This window comes from Bacillus cereus group sp. MYBK222-1, assembly GCF_051916425.1.
Classification (GTDB): Bacteria; Bacillota; Bacilli; order Bacillales; family Bacillaceae_G; genus Bacillus_A; species Bacillus_A paranthracis.
On record NZ_JBQAGP010000003.1, the window covers coordinates 451,576 to 468,142 of the forward strand.

A 16,567-nucleotide genomic window follows, 5' to 3' on the forward strand; every position below is an offset into this window, starting at 1 on the left:
TGGCTCACGCTAGCTTTTTTTATTTTCCACTCTCCATGTAAAACTTTGTTTGGTTGTCATATCTGAGTCCTTTTTCTCATACGTATGAACTAGTAATTGTTACACACTTCATCTAGACATAAACCTCTTTCCACAAGGTATTCCAAAAAGAGAGGTGACACATAATGGGCGTTATCGCGTATAACGAAGAAGATGTAAAGTTATTAGCTAGACTGATGCGTGCTGAAGCTGAAGGTGAAGGACAACAGGGGATGTTAATGGTCGGAAACGTTGGAGTAAATCGTGTCCGCGGGAATTGTTTAGACTTTAAAAATATTCGTAATTTACGTCAAATGGTGTATCAAAATCCTGGTGGTTTTGAGGCAACTCAAAAAGGTTATTTTTATCAACGTGCAAGGGAACAAGATATCGCATTAGCAAGGCGAACGATTCAAGGACAACGTTTTTGGCCTGCAAATTTTGCCTTATGGTTTTTTAGGCCTGAAGGTGCATGTCCACCAACTTGGTATAATCAGCAAAACTCTGGTCGCTTCAAAAAGCACTGCTTCTTCCAGCCAAATGCTGGGGATTGCCCTAGCATATATTAAGGAATGAAAACAAGGAGGGATTTTTGAATGGCACAGCAACAAAATCCGTATTACGGAACAGGTTTCTATCAACCATCTGGAACTTACGTACAACCGCAACAAATGACCCCACAGCAACAGCAACAGCAGCAAGCAATGCAACAACAAGTTGCGCAAGCTCAATATGCTGTTTCTCAAGGCATGTTACCTCTAGAACAGTCATATATTGAAAATATTCTTCGCTTGAACAAGGGCAAGCAAGCCACAGTTGTAATGACTTATGAGCGTGGTAGTTCACTCGGTACACAATCCTATACGGGTATTATCGAAGCGGCTGGTCGTGATCATATCGTAATTAGTGAGCCACAATCAGGGAAACGTTATTTATTATTAATGATTTACTTAGATTATGTAGAATTCCCAGAAGAAATTACGTATTTGCCTAGTCAACAAGCAACTTATGCTCCAAGACCATAAAAAAAGCTGGCGTATGCCAGCTTTTGTTTTTTATAATCCTTTTACAACTGCAGTTCCAACTAAGATCCATGCCACAATAAACGCTACACCACCAAGAGGTGTAATTGGACCAAAGAACTTAATACCTGTTGTACTTAATGCATACAGACTACCCGAGAACATAATGATCCCAGCTACCATAAGCCAACCAGCAGTAGTTAAGAGTGATGATTGAATTTTATCCATCAATAAAGCAACTACAAATAGTCCACCTGCATGAAACATTTGATATGTAACACCTGTTTTCCAAACCTCTAACATTTTTGCAGAAACTTTATTTTCTAAACCGTGTGCTCCGAAAGCCCCTAACGCAACAGATAGCCCCGCTGCAATACAACCTAGTAAAAAGAAAATTTTCATCTTAATTCCCCTTTTTTACTTTTATCATAAGCAATTTTTTCATATAAGCCAAACGATTTATCCTCTAAAAATCAAATAAAGAATTACCGTTTGCATCACTTTCTTTTATATATACTGGCTCATTAGAAACCGGTGCAATTGGTTGCATCGTGATTGGTTGTGATCCAATTATTTGTGATTGAACTTGTGGCTCTCTATACGTAGAAGATTCAACTTGCTCATCTAATAATAAATCACATAAAGCACGCACAACTAATACATGTTCTTTTGATTTTTGTCCTTCACTACTTTTTGCCTTTGCAATTTCATTCGCCATTTTATTTAAAATCTTATCGCTTGATATTTGCATCCCTTATCACCTCGTACTTTGTAGTTCTTTCTCAAATTGTCCCAGCTTCTCTACTGAACCAAATACTATTATCATATCATGTTCTTGCAACTTTTCCTGCCCCGTTGGATTATGTATAACATTCCCATTTCTCAAAATCGCTAAAATTGTTACATCAAATTGATTTCTAACATCACTCTCTAATAATGATTTATTAGCTAAAATAGAGCCCTTACCTACTGCAATTTCTTCAATTACAAATGACTGCTCCACGCCATACAGTACTGTATCAATATAATGAACTGTTAACGGATTCGCAATACCTTTTGCAATATGAATCCCTGCCATACTAGATGGATTAATCACCTTATTTGCACCAGCCCTCTTTAATTTGTCTTCGGTTTCTGGTTTTTCTGCTCTTGCCACAATTTTAATTGCATCGTTTAATCCTCTTGCAGTTAACGTAATAAATACATTTTCAGCGTCATTTGCTACGATAGCAACTAAACCAGCTGCCTTTGAAATCCCAGCATGTTGTAACACTTTGTCTTCTGTTGCATCTCCATGTACATATAAAAGCTTTTCCTTCTCTAATATGCTTTCATCTTTATCCACGACGACAAATGGGATCTTCTTTTCTTGCAATTCATGTACAACTTGTAGCCCTACTCTACCGCAACCACATACGATAATATGATTTTGTAACTGTGCTATTTGTTTATCCATCTTCTTCCTCCGTACTGCATGAAATAAATTCCCTTCAATAATCATAGCTGCCACTACACCAATTGCATACGTAACAATACCGACTCCAACCGGTATGATAAGGAGCGCAAAAACTTTTCCTGCATGTGTTACAGGAATGGCGTCTCCGTATCCCACCGTTAATACGGTAATCATCGTCATCCAAAATGCTTGAAATAAGCTAATCTCTTCAATTGTCATAAATCCTAATGTTCCTAGAATTACAACAAAAGTCATACATATAACTGCTATCCATAATTGCTTACGTGCATTCATATCATGTTTCAACTCTTTTCTCTATCTACAATCTTTGCCAGTGGAAATGAAATACATATATACTAGATACGGAATCTATGAAAGAGGTTGATATAATGAAAACATTTCTTTCCGCCTTACAATGGGCACTATTTATTTTAGCTGGGAGTCTTATTGTACCAATTAGCGTCGCAACTAGTTATGGTCTTGATGGCGCTGAAGCTATCGCATTCGTACAAAGAACATTATTTGTTCTAGGCTTTGCTGGTCTCTTACAAGCTATATTTGGGCATAAACTTCCTATTCAAGAAGGTCCTGCTGGCCTTTGGTGGGGAATTTTCTCCCTATATGCAAGTTTAGGTGTCGTATTATTTGGATCAAACAATGAGACACTTAAAGTTCTTCAATATGCTTTCTTATTAAGCGGTATCATTTGTATTATTCTTAGCGTTTTTGGACTTATTGATAAACTCGTTCGCTATTTTACACCGACAGTCATTGGAACGTACTTATTTCTTCTTGTTGCACAACTTAGTGGTTCCTTCTTAAAAGGAATGTTCGGCCTGGATGGAAAACATACAGAAGTACAACCTAATGTATTTATTCTTTCACTCATTGTTATTTTACTATCCTTTTTCATCATGAAGCTACCTATTATCGGACAATATTCTGTTCTTTTCAGTATCGTTTGCGGCTGGATATTATTCGCATGCTTTGGATTATCCAATCCAATAACACCAGTGACAGACATAATCCGTTTTCCATCCTTATTTGTTTTCGGAATGCCTCGTGTTGAATGGAACATGGTAATTACGGTCATTTTCGTTACACTCTTACTTCTAACAAATATGTTAGCAAGTATTCGCGTTGTACAAAAGGTTGTCTCTAAATATGAAGAAAATGCTGCATCAGATCGTTTTAAACAGGCCGGTATTATAACAGGAATCAATCAATTACTAGGCGGCCTGTTTTCGGCTATCGGACCTGTCGCTATTTCTGGATCAGCAGGTTTTATTGCAACGACTAATATTTATAAACGCCTCCCATTTATATTAGGGTCAAGCTTTATTATTGTCGTTAGTATATTCCCAAAGATCACTTCATTCTTTGCGGCAATCCCAGTTGCAGTTGGTTATGCTGCCATTTATCCTGTATTTGCAAGCATGATCGGTCTCGCCTTTCGAGAATACGAAACAGTACAGGATAAAGAACGATTATTTAAAGTAGCAGGTCTGTCAATCTTCACAGGAATTGGGGTTATGTTCGTTCCAGCAGGAGCATATTCCACGCTTCCACCATTTCTAGCTTCATTCCTAAGTAATGGTCTCGTTCTTGGGGCTGTAATGGCAATCTTACTAGAAATACTATTTTCTCGTTCGACAATAAAACAAGTATCGTAAATTGGAAAACTTCCATTATTGCACTCTACCTTTAGAGTTGTTACGATAAAATAAACATTTAATCATTGGGGTTTTGTCCATCCCCAATGATTATTAATTAATATGATGAGAAAAACACTCATAAAAATGAATCTACTTCTTTTTAAAGAGGTTCGATGTCTTACTATTATTTCTTACATCTCCATGAACATATATTTGATTTAAATAAAGAAGGGAATTTTCAATATGACTTATAAAATGATTGTTTTAGATTTAGATGATACTTTATTACGTGACGACCATACTATTTCACCTCGTACGAAAGAAGCTCTAATGACTGCACAAGAACAAGGTGTAAAAGTTGTACTTGCTTCTGGACGTCCAACGTTTGGTATGCGCAATGTAGCGAAAGAACTTCGTTTAGAAGAATACGGCAGTTTCATTCTATCTTTTAATGGCGCAAAAATTATTAACTGTAAAACAAACGAAGAAATCTTTAGTAGTACGCTTTCTCCTGAAATCGTTCACAACTTATTTGAAATTAGTAAAACTGAAGATGTATGGATTCATACTTATATTGGCGATGATATCGTAACGGAAGAAAATAATCCTTATACTGAAATTGAGGGCGATATTACTGGTATGCCTATCGTTGTAGTAGATGACTTTAAAGCTGCTGTTAAAGAGCCTGTAGTAAAAGTATTAATGAATAAAGAAGCTGAACGCCTTGTTGAAGTAGAAAAGAAATTACAAAAACAACTAGAAGGACAATTAAGCGTTATGCGTTCTAAACCATTCTTCTTAGAATTTACTGAATCCGGTGTTACAAAAGGAACGAGCTTAAACCAATTAATCCAAAAACTTGGCATTAAGCGCGAAGAAGTTATCGCAATGGGCGATAGCTATAACGATCAGGCGATGATTGAATTCGCCGGTCTTGGTGTCGCAATGGGCAATGCACCTGATGATATTAAGGAAATTGCAAACTATGTAACAGATACAAATATGAATGACGGTGTAGCAAAGGTTGTAGAGAAGTTCGTACTAAAAAAAGAAGCACTTGTTTAATATTTCCACTCATAAAACCTATTTGAAGTCAAACACTTCAAATAGGTTTTTATTTAAATTACCATGCTTTTGTGACTATATTTTGAACTTTGCACTATTCTCGTAGTGTAAACTTTCTTTTTGTATATAATGAAACAAAATAGACTATTTTATTTTAAAAAAGAATACAAATTTACTATAAACAAGCATACGTTAAGGGAGGCTATTTTACATGTTATCTACACCAATCGGACGATTAAGAGCAATTGGACTTATTGAGGGGATTTCTTTCCTACTACTATTATTTGTAGCAATGCCATTAAAATATTTCGCAGGATTTGCAACAGCTGTTAAAATTACAGGCATGGCTCACGGTGTTTTATTTATTTTATTTATCTTCGCAGTAATTCAAGTAACAATCGTACACCGTAAATCAATTTTATGGGCACTTGGGGCATTCGTTTCATCAGTTATCCCATTTGGCACGTTTGTACTAGATGCAAAATTAAAGAACGAGCAACAATAATGAAAAGGTAGTTAACGACTGTTAACTACCTTTTCTATTTATAAATTTGGAATTTCCCAATCAATTTCTCTCTCGCCCATATTAGCTAAAATCGTATTTACTTTAGAGTATGGCTTACTCCCAAAGAAACCTCGTCTTGCTGATAGTGGGCTTGGATGTACAGATTCGATAATATGATGATTTGAATTTGTAATTAACTTCTTCTTCGCCTGTGCATGGCGTCCCCACAATATGAAAATAACTGGCTTTTCACGTTCATTCAACAGCTCAATTACACGATCAGTGAAATGCTCCCATCCTTTTCCCTTATGAGAATTTGCTTCGCCTTGTCGAACTGTTAATACAGTATTTAGTAGTAATACTCCTTGCTCTGCCCATTTCACTAAATAACCGTTATTCGGAATGTCATACCCATATTCATCTCGAAGCTCTTTATACATATTTAACAATGACGGTGGCGTTTTAACACCAGGTTGTACAGAAAAGCTTAAACCATGCGCTTGATTCGGCCCATGATATGGGTCTTGTCCTAAAATAACGACCTTTGTATTTTCATAACTTGTATACTCTAGAGCGTTAAAAATATCTTCTTTCTTTGGGTAAACAACATGTGTACTGTACTCTTCTTTCAAAAAATCAGCTAGCTTACGATAATATTCTTTCTCGAATTCTGGTGCCAATAGTGGCTCCCAATCATTCTTTAAAACATTTTCCATACTGTCACTTCCCGTCCAATTAATTCACCATATCCTGCTTTGTAAATACTACAAATGAAATGATAAGAGACACAACTCCCCAAACAGTTAAGTTCATCAAAGAAAACCCCATCGATAAACCTTGTAATGCAGGTAGTTTCCCTGATAGATAATCTGTTAATGATAAATTCACACTAAAAATATATTTCGCACCTTCCCAAGATGTTGCGAACGAGCTTAAAATACCGCCTGCAATTAATGCAGCTAGCATAACGCCCATACCAGCTGGTGTATTACGAATTAAAACAGAGACCATAAATGATATAGTTCCGACAACGATAGCAACAAACCAAGCTAATCCATACGCCATCAAGATATATTGCCATTGCGGAATAAGATGTACAAAATTCGTATTTAACGTTTCCTTATCAATAACAAATCCAGTTAACACAGGTAAATTCCATCCCGAGTATCCAAATACAAGCCCTGATAATATGTATGCAAACACACCTACAAGGAGCAGTATGAGCGAAATGAAAAATAACATCGTTACGTATTTACTAAGGAGTATTTTCCAGCGCCTAATCGGCCGCGTAAGTAACATCTTCATCGTTCCATCACTTCGTTCTCCTGAAACAATATCAATGGCGACAATCATTACGAGAAGTGGAATAAATAATGTAATTCCTTGCTCAATAAACGCCCTTACAAAAGTTGGTGCGCCCGGTGCCATCGGGTTAATATCATGATCTAAATAATATTGTTGCTGCTCAACTCTTACCTTTAACCAATCACGCCATTCTTCTGGCAACCTAGAATTGTTCAACCGGTTCTGGGAATCAACAATTTGCTGTTGCAATGAAACCTTCCAATCAGTTGTACCGAGTCTTTTTTGTGTCGTTTCTATTTCACGATACTGCGCATACACAAAAAGCGGGATCAAGATTGCTAAAATAAGCATAACAACAAAAATACGCTTCTTACGATAAATCTTCTCCGATTCGTTTAAAACTAGATTCGCAAATTCACGCATGCTGCTCACCCCTTGTGAGTTCAATAAATAAATCTTCTAGCGTAAATACAAGTTCCTTAACACTATGTACATCTATCCCGTTTTCTACAAAATGTTTATTCCAATTACTTATAGATGCGATATTCATGCGGCATAGTAATCGATCACCTTCTATACTCACTTCTCTTACTTCCTCAGCATCTTCTAGCATATCTTTTGCCTTCCCAATCGGCGTAACAATCCATTCTACGCGGTCACTTGCTGTTTTAATTAATTCTTCAACTTTGGCAACTGTTATCATCTTTCCTTTATGAATAATAGCAACGCGATCGCATATCATTTGCACCTCACTTAGCAAGTGACTTGAAATAAACACGCTCATATTTTCTTCTTTTACAAGCTTATGTATAAATTCCCTAAGTTCTCTAATCCCTGCTGGATCTAAACCATTCGTTGGCTCATCTAATATGAGCAATTTTGGATTCCCAAGGAGCGCCTGCGCAATTCCAAGCCGTTGTTTCATACCAAGTGAGTACGTTTTTACCTTGTCATGAATTCTTTCATCTAAATGAACCATTTCAGCAATTTCAATAATACGTTCATCTGATATATCACCTAACATACGAGCAAATTGCTTTAAATTTTCCCATCCCGTTAAATATGTATACAACTCTGGGTTTTCAACGATACTTCCAATTTGACGCATCGCTTCTCTAAAATTTTCCTTAATCGAATAACCACCGATAGAAATCGTACCTTCTGTCGCCTTAATTAATCCGACTAACATTCGAATGGTAGTCGTCTTTCCAGCACCATTTGGTCCTAAGAACCCGAACACTTCTCCTTGCTTTACATCAAAGGAAATATTCTCTACAAGAGTCTTCTTTCCAATTACCTTCTTCAAGTCTCGTACGGAAAGTATCGTCGTCATTTTACCCCTCCTTGTTCTAGTTTTAATTTACTTACAACATTTTGAACTAAACGTTCTGCCATATACGTATAACCTACTTCATTCGGATGGAAATGATCGGAGTATAATAAATCTTTCCCACGATTTTGGAATAAATCAAATGTCGGTGTAATATACACATTTTTATTATTTATCGCTAATTTTTCTAAAGATGCATTCCAGTCTACAACAATGTTTGAAGACCCCTTTAAATCTTCTACATCTTCAAAAGGATTATATAAACCTAGCCAAAAAATAGGGCTATCTGTATTTAATTTACGAATTTCTTCTATAATTTTCTTCGCTTCATTCTGGAATGTTTCCGTATCCGGACGATATGTTTCTAAATCTATCTTTCCAAGCGATTCCCAGCCCGGAAATAAATCATTTCCTCCAATCGTTAAAACGATTACATCTGCTTGTTTAATTGAATATTGAGCGCCATTACTCTCAATTTGTTTTAATAAGTCAGGCATTTTCGCACCACTAACAGCTAAGTTCGTTAAAGCAACCTTTTGCTTATAATCTTTTTGTAAATCTTCTTTCATTCGTCCAATATAGCCAATTCCTTCTTTATCACCAACGCCACGCGTTAATGAATCACCTAAACTGACGATTTGTAACGTTCCCGTTTTCTTTTTCTCTTTTGCCACTACATCGGTCTTTTTAATTAAATTTGAAGCTTTCGGATTTAATACATCATTTACACCTGAAACAAAGCCATATGCAAATAAACAGAAAGATGCAATTGTAATGAGTAGAATTACTTTTACCACTTTTGATCTCATATCAAAACCCCTTTTAGCCCTCATAGATTGTCCATAATTATACCAAACGCAATTTTGAAAAGCGATTTTCATACCTTATCTATTATGTTGTTTCCCTTTGTACGAATTCTGGCAATAACTCTACGTGCTTTACATCTATTTGCTCATCATTAATCTTTTCATATAATAATTCAAATGCCTTCACACCAACATTTTTACTAGAATATGAAATCGTCGTAATGCCTAAAATGTCTGCTACATCTTGATCATCACAACCGATAATCGTAATATCTTCTGGAATACGAATTCTTTGTTTTTTCGCCTCCGTTACCATTCCCGCTGCAATATGGTTACAAGATACAAGAAACGCAGTTGGCTTTACTGACATAGAGGCCCACTCCCTAATTACATTACGCCCATCTTCCACCGTAAAACAGCCTTCAAACTTCCAAGTTCCTATCGGTTTTTCAGCAATCTGTTGAAGTGAATCCGCATATGCTTGTTTTCTTCTCTGGCTATTAATGCTATTACTTCTTCCAATGCAATACCCAATACGTGTATGACCAGCATCTATTAAGTTTTTCATCCCTTGTGAAAACACTTTATAGTAATCAACATGTACACTTGAAATGCATTTTGAATCTATTTCTTCACACATAACAATCGGGCCGAATTTCGTATATTCTTCGAGCTTCTCCTTACTATTTGCCCGAGAACATATAATAACCCCATCAAGCTTTTTCATTTTTAACATATTCAAAATTTCTAATTCTCTTTCCTCGCTATAATTCGTCTGACAAAGCATCATATTATAATTATTTTTTGCTGTTTCCTTTGATATTCCCTCAATAATGGCACTATAATATTGATCATTAACGTGCGGTAATAAAACGCCAATTACATTCGTTTTTCCTTTCACTAAATGAATTGCATTCACATTTTGCGTATAGTTTAATTCTTCTATAATTGCTAAAATTTCTTTTCGCTTCTGTTCATTCACATATGGATGATTATTTAGTACACGTGAAACAGTTGAAACAGATACCCCAGCAAGTTCAGCAATCTTTCTTATATTCGTCATCTCATTTTCCCCTTCCCTGCAAAAATTCTCCCTTGACCTGGTAAGCTTTCCACAATATATCCTTTCCTAGCAAATACATTTTGAAAGGATATACAACTATGCTTCGATTCAAATTAGAATATATATTTTTCATTGGTGGTCTACTCATTCTCGCCATCGGTATTAATATGATGACGACCATTACTTCCTTTGGACTTAGCCCTTATGATTCCTTCTTTATTGCACTATATCAAAATTTCGGGATAAGTATCGGTTTTTGGATTTTCATGATTAATTTTGCCTTTACCCTTATCGTCCTCTTTTGGAATAAAAGACAAATTACAATCGGTACAATCGTAACAATGGTTCTTATCTCTCTTTTTGTTGATTGGATTGGTTCCATTACAACTATTATGGACGCTGTCCGTTCTCTTCCAAAATATATAACACTTATTTGCGGAAATCTATTCGTTGGAGCCGGAATTGGTCTTTATGTCTCTACAAACCTTTGTGCAGCACCGCAAGAAGCTTTCGTTTTAACAGTTGCTGAGAAAAAGAAATGGACATTTAGAAGAACAGAAATTTCGTTAGCATTCTTATTTTTAACATTAAGCTTTTTATTAGATGGACCTATCTATTTTGGAACAATCATCTTATCTTTTACAACAGGCTGGATTATCCAAGCATTTATTCAAGTTGGTACGAAGATTTTAAATAGAAAAAAACCTATTAAGCAAGCCGCTTAATAGGTTTTTTCTTAGAGGAGATACTACTTTGCATCCCCTTCAATTCGATAGTTTGCTTTCAAACAATCTATTTCTTCATACCCTTGCAACGTATGTAGAATATAATCATAATCAGCAAGAGAAGCACGATGCGTTACAATTACAATTTCAGCTTTTCCTTTCTCTTCAAGTGGCATTTGAATAATTTTTTCAAAGCTAACGCCACGCTCAGAGAATAACGAAGTAATTTTTGCAAATACACCAATTTCATCTTTCACATGAAGTCTTAAAAATTTCTTCACAACAATTTCGTCTGGCTCTTTTAATACTTTTTGATATTGCGGGACTACAGCACTATTTCCTGTTACCCCTAATCTAATATTTTGCATTACAGCTACTAAATCGGAAACAACAGCTGTTGCTGTCGGTAAACTTCCTGCACCTGGTCCATAAAACATCGTTTCTCCAACTGCTTCACCATACACATATACAGCGTTATATTCATTTTGCACGGCCGCAAGAGGATGTGTATTTGGAAGTAAAGTCGGTTCAACTGTAACCTCTAATTTTTCACCATCTCGCTTCGCAAGACCGATTAGTTTAATCGTGTAACCTAAACTCTTACTGTATTCGATATCTTCCTCTGTAATAGAAGTAATCCCTTTTACCTTCACATCTCCAAGCTCTACATTTGTAGAGAAACCAAGGGTAGCCAAAATTGTCATTTTTCTTGCTGCATCTAAACCTTCTACATCTGATGTTGGATCCGCTTCTGCAAATCCAAGTTGCTGGGCTTCTTTTAACACGTCGTTATATGCTCTCCCTTCATCTGACATTTTCGTCAAAATAAAATTTGTCGTTCCATTTACAATTCCCATTACTTTCGTAATAAGATCTGAAGAAAGTCCCTCTACAATACTTCGTAAAATCGGAATCCCTCCGGCTACACTTGCTTCATAAAACAAATCTGCTTTATTATCTTTTGCTACCGCTAATAGTTCCGCCCCATGTAACGCCATTAAATCTTTATTGGCAGTCACAACATGCTTCCCGCTTTGTAAAGCTTGCAAAATATATGCTTTTGCATCATCAATGCCACCCATTACTTCGATGACAACGTCGATGTTTGGATTGTCTAAAATTTCATGTGCATCTTGTGTTAATAGAGTAGAAGGTACCTCTACTTCTCTCTCTTTTTCAATATTTTGTACTAGTACTTTCGTTACTTTTACAGGACAACCTACTTGGTGTATAAGTCGCTCTTGGTGATCTGTAATGATACGAACTACTCCGCTACCAACTGTCCCAAGACCTAATAAGCCAACTTGAATTTCTTTCATAATACTGTCCACCCCTCAAAAATTGTGTTTAGATGAAATTATATGAATAAAAAATCTGAAAAACAATGTTTTTTGAACATTCGGAAAAATATAGATTAATCTTTACAAAGAAAACGTTGCCACGTGTGACACAATCTTTTTTTATAATACATAAGGGGTTTCTTGATACACGTAATAATTCAGCCAATTAGAGAATAATAGATTCCCATGGCTTCTCCACCTTACAAGCGGCTTCTCATTTGGATTATTATGCTTAAAATAGTTTTTCGGCACATCAATATTTAACCCTTTTTGGCGGTCCCGTTCGTATTCTTGCTTTAACGTATCACAACTATATTCACTATGCCCGAGCGCAAACACTTGTCTTCCTTCTTGCCCAATAACAAGGTGAACACCTGCTTCCTCAGAGTTTGCTAATAATGTTAATTCTTTCACCTCTCTAATATCACTCTCTCGTACTTCTGTATGACGCGAATGCGGGGCGAAAAACAATTCATCAAAACCTTGTAACAGTTTCACATGTTGCTCACGGACTTCATGTTCAAATACACCAAACATTTTTTCCTTAAGAGGATACTTTGGAACGCCATAATGATGATACAAACCAGCCTGTGCCCCCCAGCAAATATGAAGCGTAGATGTTACATTCGTTTTTGAATACTCCATAATACGTTTAAGCTCTTCCCAATAATCTACCTCTTCAAAAGAAAGGGTTTCAACTGGTGCTCCTGTAATAATGAGTCCATCAAATTTCTCATTCTCAATATCACGGAATGTTTTATAGAAACTCGTTAAATGTTCCTGTGCAACATTACGAGACAAATGCGATTCCATATGAAGTAAATGAACATCTAATTGCAACGGTGTATTTCCAATTAAACGAAGTAATTGCGCTTCTGTTTCTTGCTTTGTAGGCATTAAATTTAATATAGCAATTTTCAATGCCCGAATATCTTGTGTTTCTGCTCGCTCTTTTGTCATTACAAAAATATTTTCCTCCTGCAACACTTTGCGAGCTGGCAAATCTTTATCAATTATGATCGGCATGTTGTTTGCCTCCGACTAGCGCTGCTTCTAAATCTGCAATAATATCCGAAACATCTTCTATACCAACTGATAAACGAATTAAATCTGATGTGACGCCAGCTAAGCGCTGATTTTCGGCACTTAATTGTCTATGCGTTGTACTAGCAGGATGTATAACGCAAGTTCGTGCATCAGCTACATGCGTTACGAGAGTTGCTAGTTTTACATTTGCGATAAATTCTTTTGCTGCTTCTAATCCTCCCTTAATGCCGAATGTTAAAACACCACTCGCACCTTTTTTCAAATACTTTTGTGCTAACGAATAATTTTCATTACTATTTAATCCCGGATAATTCACCCATTCAATACGTTCATGATCAGCAAGCCATTTAGCAACTGCAAGAGCATTTTCACTATGACGCTCCATTCGTAAATGCAATGTTTCTAAGCCGATATTGCTAATATACGCATTAAATGGGCTCATACAGTTTCCGTAGTCTCTTAATAATTGAACACGTGCCTTCACAATATAAGCTGCTGCACCAAAATTTTGAACGTAACTTACGCCGTGATAACTTGGATCCGGTTCAACTAGTTCAGGATATTTCCCGTTTGTCCAATCGAAGTTCCCTCCGTCAATTACAATGCCACCTAACGAACTTGCATGACCATCAATATATTTCGTCGTAGAATGAACGATAATATTTGCTCCATGTTCAAATGCTTGGCATAAATAAGGAGTTGCCAATGTATTATCCACGATAAAAGGTACTTCCAACTCTTTCGCTGCATCTGAAAGTTCTTTGAAATTTAAAACGTTCATCGCCGGATTTCCTAGCGATTCTGCATAAACAAGTTTCGTCTTATCATTAGCAAGGGCCACAATTTCATCAGCAGTTAAATTCGGATTAAAGAATGTAACATCGATACCAAGTTTACGCAAACTCACTCCAAATAAATTAAACGTCCCGCCATAAACTGTGGAAGAACAAAGCAAGTGGTCTCCGCTACTACAAATATTTAAAACAGCAAGCATAATAGCAGCTTGCCCAGAAGCTGTTGCAACAGCACCTACACCACCCTCTAAATCCGCTAACTTTTGCTCAAATGCAGCTAAAGTAGGATTTCCAATACGCGTGTAGATATATCCTTCTGCCTCTAAATTAAATAGCGCTGCTAAATCATCTGAAGTATCGTATTTATACGTTGTACTTTGATAAAGCGGTAAAACACGCGGTTCACCATTCTTTGGCGTATAGCCACCTTGCACACAAATCGTTCCTTTCCCCCATGATTCTCCCATTTCTTATTCTCCTTTCTTTTATACAAAATAAAAAACTGCCCCTTTCCTGAAAACAAGAAAGGAGCAGTTTGAAAACACGCTCTAAAGGCTCTTTCTTATCTCTCAGGGTTATTACCTGCAGGATTTGGCACAATTCCGTTATACGGCTGTTGCCAAGGTTTCATCGGGCCTGTCCCTCCACCTTTTCTTGATAAGACTATGCAATTACCGTTGATTTTATAGCAATAATTTCCTCATGTCAATTAGTTTTTCTGAATGTTCTAAATTAAATACAAAGAACTTAATGTACATAACAAAAGAAATATATTCTATATCCATTTGAAAAAGACCTTTTAAAACCTCCGCTTAATTTACTATTACCAATGCTTGGGGCAGCTACTATCGGAAATGCATTTCCACTTCCAAAACATAACGAAACTACAAATAAAAAAATAGGCAGTGTGGACAAAAGTTCCACTGCCTATTCTCATTACACATGTTGCTTCAATAATGCATATAACTCCTCAAAATTATGCACTTCATATGTCGGTATAATCCCACTATCATTTAATTTCCTTTCTGGATTAAACCAACAAGTATCAATTCCCGCTACATATCCACCTTTCATATCAGCGCTTAACGAATCCCCAATAATGAGCCCTTCTTCAGGCACAAAGTTAGGAATCCTTTCAAAAACATAATCAAAATACTCTTTCATCGGCTTTTGATAACCTGTATCTTCAGAAACGAAAATATCTTGAAACAAGGCATGTAACCCTGCATTACGTAATCGTTTATCTTGCGTCTTAGAAATACCGTTTGTCACTATATATAAATCGTACTCACTTTGAATTTGATTTATAAATTGTAAGGCACCTTCCATGAGCTGATTTCCTTCTTCTAAGTAACTGCGATAATTATTTTCGAATAATATCCCATCTACTTCTTCCCCGTATTCTTTAAACAAAATTGAAAATCGTGTATTTACAACTTCATCACGATTTATTTCACCTTCTTCAAAAGCAGTCCAAAGACTTTTATTAATTTTTTTATATTGCGCTTCAATCTCGCTAGTGAGAGACATTCCTTTCTCTTCAAAAAGCATACGTAATGCCGATTTTTCTGCCTTTTGAAAATCCAACAATGTATCATCTACATCGAATAATAATGTTTTATATTTTTTCATAAGCCCTTCACACTCTCTTTTCTACAAAAACAAATTTACGTAAATCGTATCATTCTTTCTTGTAAAAATAATAGGAGATATCTCATACTAAACATGAGGTGAAAACATGAAAGTCAGCAGAAATAGCGAAGAAATCTCTCATTACATACAAACTTACAATTTCCATACTCTTTTTTCTTTTGATATCTTACCGTATGCTGAACTACATTCCTTTCAGAAGAGAGAAAAGATATGTAATGAAGGGGTCGATGTTCCTTATCTTTATTACTTAATTTCTGGGAAAGCAAAAATATATATGAGTCACAAAAACGGAAAGGTCTCCTTGATTAACTTTATTCAGGCACCTTCGTTCATTGGGGAATTAGGATTAATTGGCGTAGAATCTGTTACGAAAACGGTGGAAGTAATGGAAGATTGTATATGCTTAGCGCTTCCTCTTAAAGATTGTCAGCATCTTTTGTTACAAGATGCTACCTTTCTACAGAAACTATGCAAATTTATCGGTGAGAAAACCATTACCCGAACAGAAAGTTATGCTAAAAATAATAGTTATCCGTTCGAAAATCGATTAGCGGCGTTTATTCTATTAACAGAACAAAATAACAGTTATATAGAAAAACATACTGAGGTTTCGGAATACTTAAATGTTAGCTACCGTCACCTTTTATATGTATTAAACCAATTTTGCCAACAAAATTACTTAAAGAAAGATGGAAGAACCTATTACATACAAGATCGAATTCAGTTAGAAAAACTAGCTGACGAACTTAAAATATAAAAAAGTAGCATTAACGTTTATCTGTT

Annotated in this window: 19 protein-coding genes and 1 riboswitch; of the genes, 7 read left to right on the forward strand and 12 right to left on the reverse strand. The window is 36.0% G+C overall.

Annotation, left to right across the window (positions count from 1 at the left end):
• The first annotated feature begins 164 nt into the window (after positions 1–164).
• Positions 165–587, forward strand: a complete 423-nt coding sequence (gene cwlJ, locus ACTFR9_RS18210) for a cell wall hydrolase CwlJ (RefSeq protein WP_000538165.1) — start codon at positions 165–167, stop codon at positions 585–587.
• 27 nt (positions 588–614) lie between these two features.
• On the forward strand, positions 615–1,043 hold the full coding sequence (gerQ, locus tag ACTFR9_RS18215) for a spore coat protein GerQ (RefSeq protein WP_000068649.1): 429 nt from the start codon (positions 615–617) through the stop codon (positions 1,041–1,043).
• A gap of 30 nt (positions 1,044–1,073) precedes the next feature.
• Here gerQ and ACTFR9_RS18220 read toward each other — a convergent pair whose 3' ends face one another.
• The 3 genes from ACTFR9_RS18220 to ACTFR9_RS18230 all read right to left on the reverse strand — a co-directional run bounded on the left by ACTFR9_RS18220 (position 1,074) and on the right by ACTFR9_RS18230 (position 2,790).
• Positions 1,074–1,442 carry a DUF423 domain-containing protein gene (locus ACTFR9_RS18220; protein ID WP_000688322.1) on the reverse strand — a complete coding sequence of 123 codons (369 nt, stop codon included), beginning with the start codon at positions 1,440–1,442 and terminating at the stop codon, positions 1,074–1,076.
• 64 nt (positions 1,443–1,506) lie between these two features.
• Positions 1,507–1,791, reverse strand: coding sequence for a YwdI family protein (locus tag ACTFR9_RS18225; RefSeq protein ID WP_001167357.1), 285 nt, complete (start codon positions 1,789–1,791; stop codon positions 1,507–1,509).
• Between the two features lie 6 nt (positions 1,792–1,797).
• Entirely contained in the window at positions 1,798–2,790 is a 993-nt protein-coding gene (locus ACTFR9_RS18230) for a potassium channel family protein (protein ID WP_000993997.1), read from the reverse strand.
• 95 nt (positions 2,791–2,885) lie between these two features.
• On the opposite strand from ACTFR9_RS18230, the gene ACTFR9_RS18235 reads away from it, so the two are divergent.
• From ACTFR9_RS18235 to ACTFR9_RS18245, 3 genes are all read left to right on the forward strand, one after another.
• Positions 2,886–4,169: a purine/pyrimidine permease gene (locus ACTFR9_RS18235; RefSeq protein ID WP_000847023.1), complete on the forward strand. Its 1,284-nt coding sequence runs from the start codon at positions 2,886–2,888 to the stop codon at positions 4,167–4,169.
• Positions 4,170–4,394: 225 nt separating this feature from the next.
• Entirely contained in the window at positions 4,395–5,216 is an 822-nt protein-coding gene (locus ACTFR9_RS18240) for a Cof-type HAD-IIB family hydrolase (RefSeq protein ID WP_229136590.1), read from the forward strand.
• 211 nt (positions 5,217–5,427) lie between these two features.
• The gene (locus ACTFR9_RS18245; RefSeq protein WP_000953390.1) at positions 5,428–5,721 is read left to right on the forward strand and encodes a DUF3817 domain-containing protein; all 294 of its coding nucleotides are present in this window, start codon (positions 5,428–5,430) and stop codon (positions 5,719–5,721) included.
• Between the two features lie 38 nt (positions 5,722–5,759).
• Here the strand turns inward: ACTFR9_RS18245 and ACTFR9_RS18250 are convergent, their stop codons facing one another.
• Genes ACTFR9_RS18250 through ACTFR9_RS18270 form a run of 5 tightly spaced genes read right to left on the reverse strand, consistent with a single transcriptional unit; the run spans position 5,760 to position 10,225 of the window.
• On the reverse strand, positions 5,760–6,437 hold the full coding sequence (locus tag ACTFR9_RS18250; RefSeq protein WP_000432522.1) for a uracil-DNA glycosylase: 678 nt from the start codon (positions 6,435–6,437) through the stop codon (positions 5,760–5,762).
• 19 nt (positions 6,438–6,456) lie between these two features.
• Positions 6,457–7,449, reverse strand: coding sequence for an ABC transporter permease subunit (locus tag ACTFR9_RS18255; RefSeq protein WP_001206493.1), 993 nt, complete (start codon positions 7,447–7,449; stop codon positions 6,457–6,459).
• A complete protein-coding gene (locus ACTFR9_RS18260; RefSeq protein WP_000207715.1) occupies positions 7,442–8,359 on the reverse strand; it encodes an ABC transporter ATP-binding protein in 918 nt (305 codons plus the stop codon). Before ACTFR9_RS18260 ends, ACTFR9_RS18255 begins: the two co-directional genes overlap by 8 nt.
• The gene (locus ACTFR9_RS18265) at positions 8,356–9,237 is read right to left on the reverse strand and encodes an SGNH/GDSL hydrolase family protein (RefSeq protein ID WP_117611421.1); all 882 of its coding nucleotides are present in this window, start codon (positions 9,235–9,237) and stop codon (positions 8,356–8,358) included. The genes ACTFR9_RS18260 and ACTFR9_RS18265 overlap by 4 nt, the downstream gene beginning before the upstream one ends.
• Positions 9,238–9,247: 10 nt before the next feature.
• Positions 9,248–10,225 (reverse strand): LacI family DNA-binding transcriptional regulator, encoded by a 978-nt coding sequence (locus ACTFR9_RS18270; protein ID WP_000181965.1) that lies wholly within the window; start codon positions 10,223–10,225, stop codon positions 9,248–9,250.
• A 98-nt stretch (positions 10,226–10,323) separates the two neighbouring features.
• Between ACTFR9_RS18270 and ACTFR9_RS18275 the strand changes: the two genes are divergently transcribed.
• Positions 10,324–10,950: a YczE/YyaS/YitT family protein gene (locus ACTFR9_RS18275; protein WP_000943413.1), complete on the forward strand. Its 627-nt coding sequence runs from the start codon at positions 10,324–10,326 to the stop codon at positions 10,948–10,950.
• Between the two features lie 23 nt (positions 10,951–10,973).
• Here ACTFR9_RS18275 and ACTFR9_RS18280 read toward each other — a convergent pair whose 3' ends face one another.
• The 4 genes from ACTFR9_RS18280 to ACTFR9_RS18295 all read right to left on the reverse strand — a co-directional run bounded on the left by ACTFR9_RS18280 (position 10,974) and on the right by ACTFR9_RS18295 (position 15,763).
• The gene (locus ACTFR9_RS18280; protein WP_000659098.1) at positions 10,974–12,269 is read right to left on the reverse strand and encodes a homoserine dehydrogenase; all 1,296 of its coding nucleotides are present in this window, start codon (positions 12,267–12,269) and stop codon (positions 10,974–10,976) included.
• Positions 12,270–12,410: 141 nt separating this feature from the next.
• Positions 12,411–13,316, reverse strand: a complete 906-nt coding sequence (gene metA, locus ACTFR9_RS18285; RefSeq protein ID WP_001121520.1) for a homoserine O-acetyltransferase MetA — start codon at positions 13,314–13,316, stop codon at positions 12,411–12,413.
• Complete coding sequence (locus ACTFR9_RS18290) at positions 13,300–14,598, reverse strand: bifunctional O-acetylhomoserine aminocarboxypropyltransferase/cysteine synthase (protein WP_061535961.1); 1,299 nt, start codon at positions 14,596–14,598, stop codon at positions 13,300–13,302. The genes metA and ACTFR9_RS18290 overlap by 17 nt, the downstream gene beginning before the upstream one ends.
• A 92-nt stretch (positions 14,599–14,690) precedes the next feature.
• A riboswitch (SAM riboswitch) is annotated at positions 14,691–14,795 on the reverse strand.
• A 272-nt stretch (positions 14,796–15,067) separates the two neighbouring features.
• Positions 15,068–15,763 (reverse strand): YjjG family noncanonical pyrimidine nucleotidase, encoded by a 696-nt coding sequence (locus tag ACTFR9_RS18295; RefSeq protein WP_000760172.1) that lies wholly within the window; start codon positions 15,761–15,763, stop codon positions 15,068–15,070.
• Positions 15,764–15,869: 106 nt separating this feature from the next.
• On the opposite strand from ACTFR9_RS18295, the gene ACTFR9_RS18300 reads away from it, so the two are divergent.
• Entirely contained in the window at positions 15,870–16,541 is a 672-nt protein-coding gene (locus tag ACTFR9_RS18300; RefSeq protein WP_000868836.1) for a transcriptional regulator YeiL, read from the forward strand.
• The last annotated feature ends 26 nt before the right edge of the window (positions 16,542–16,567 follow it).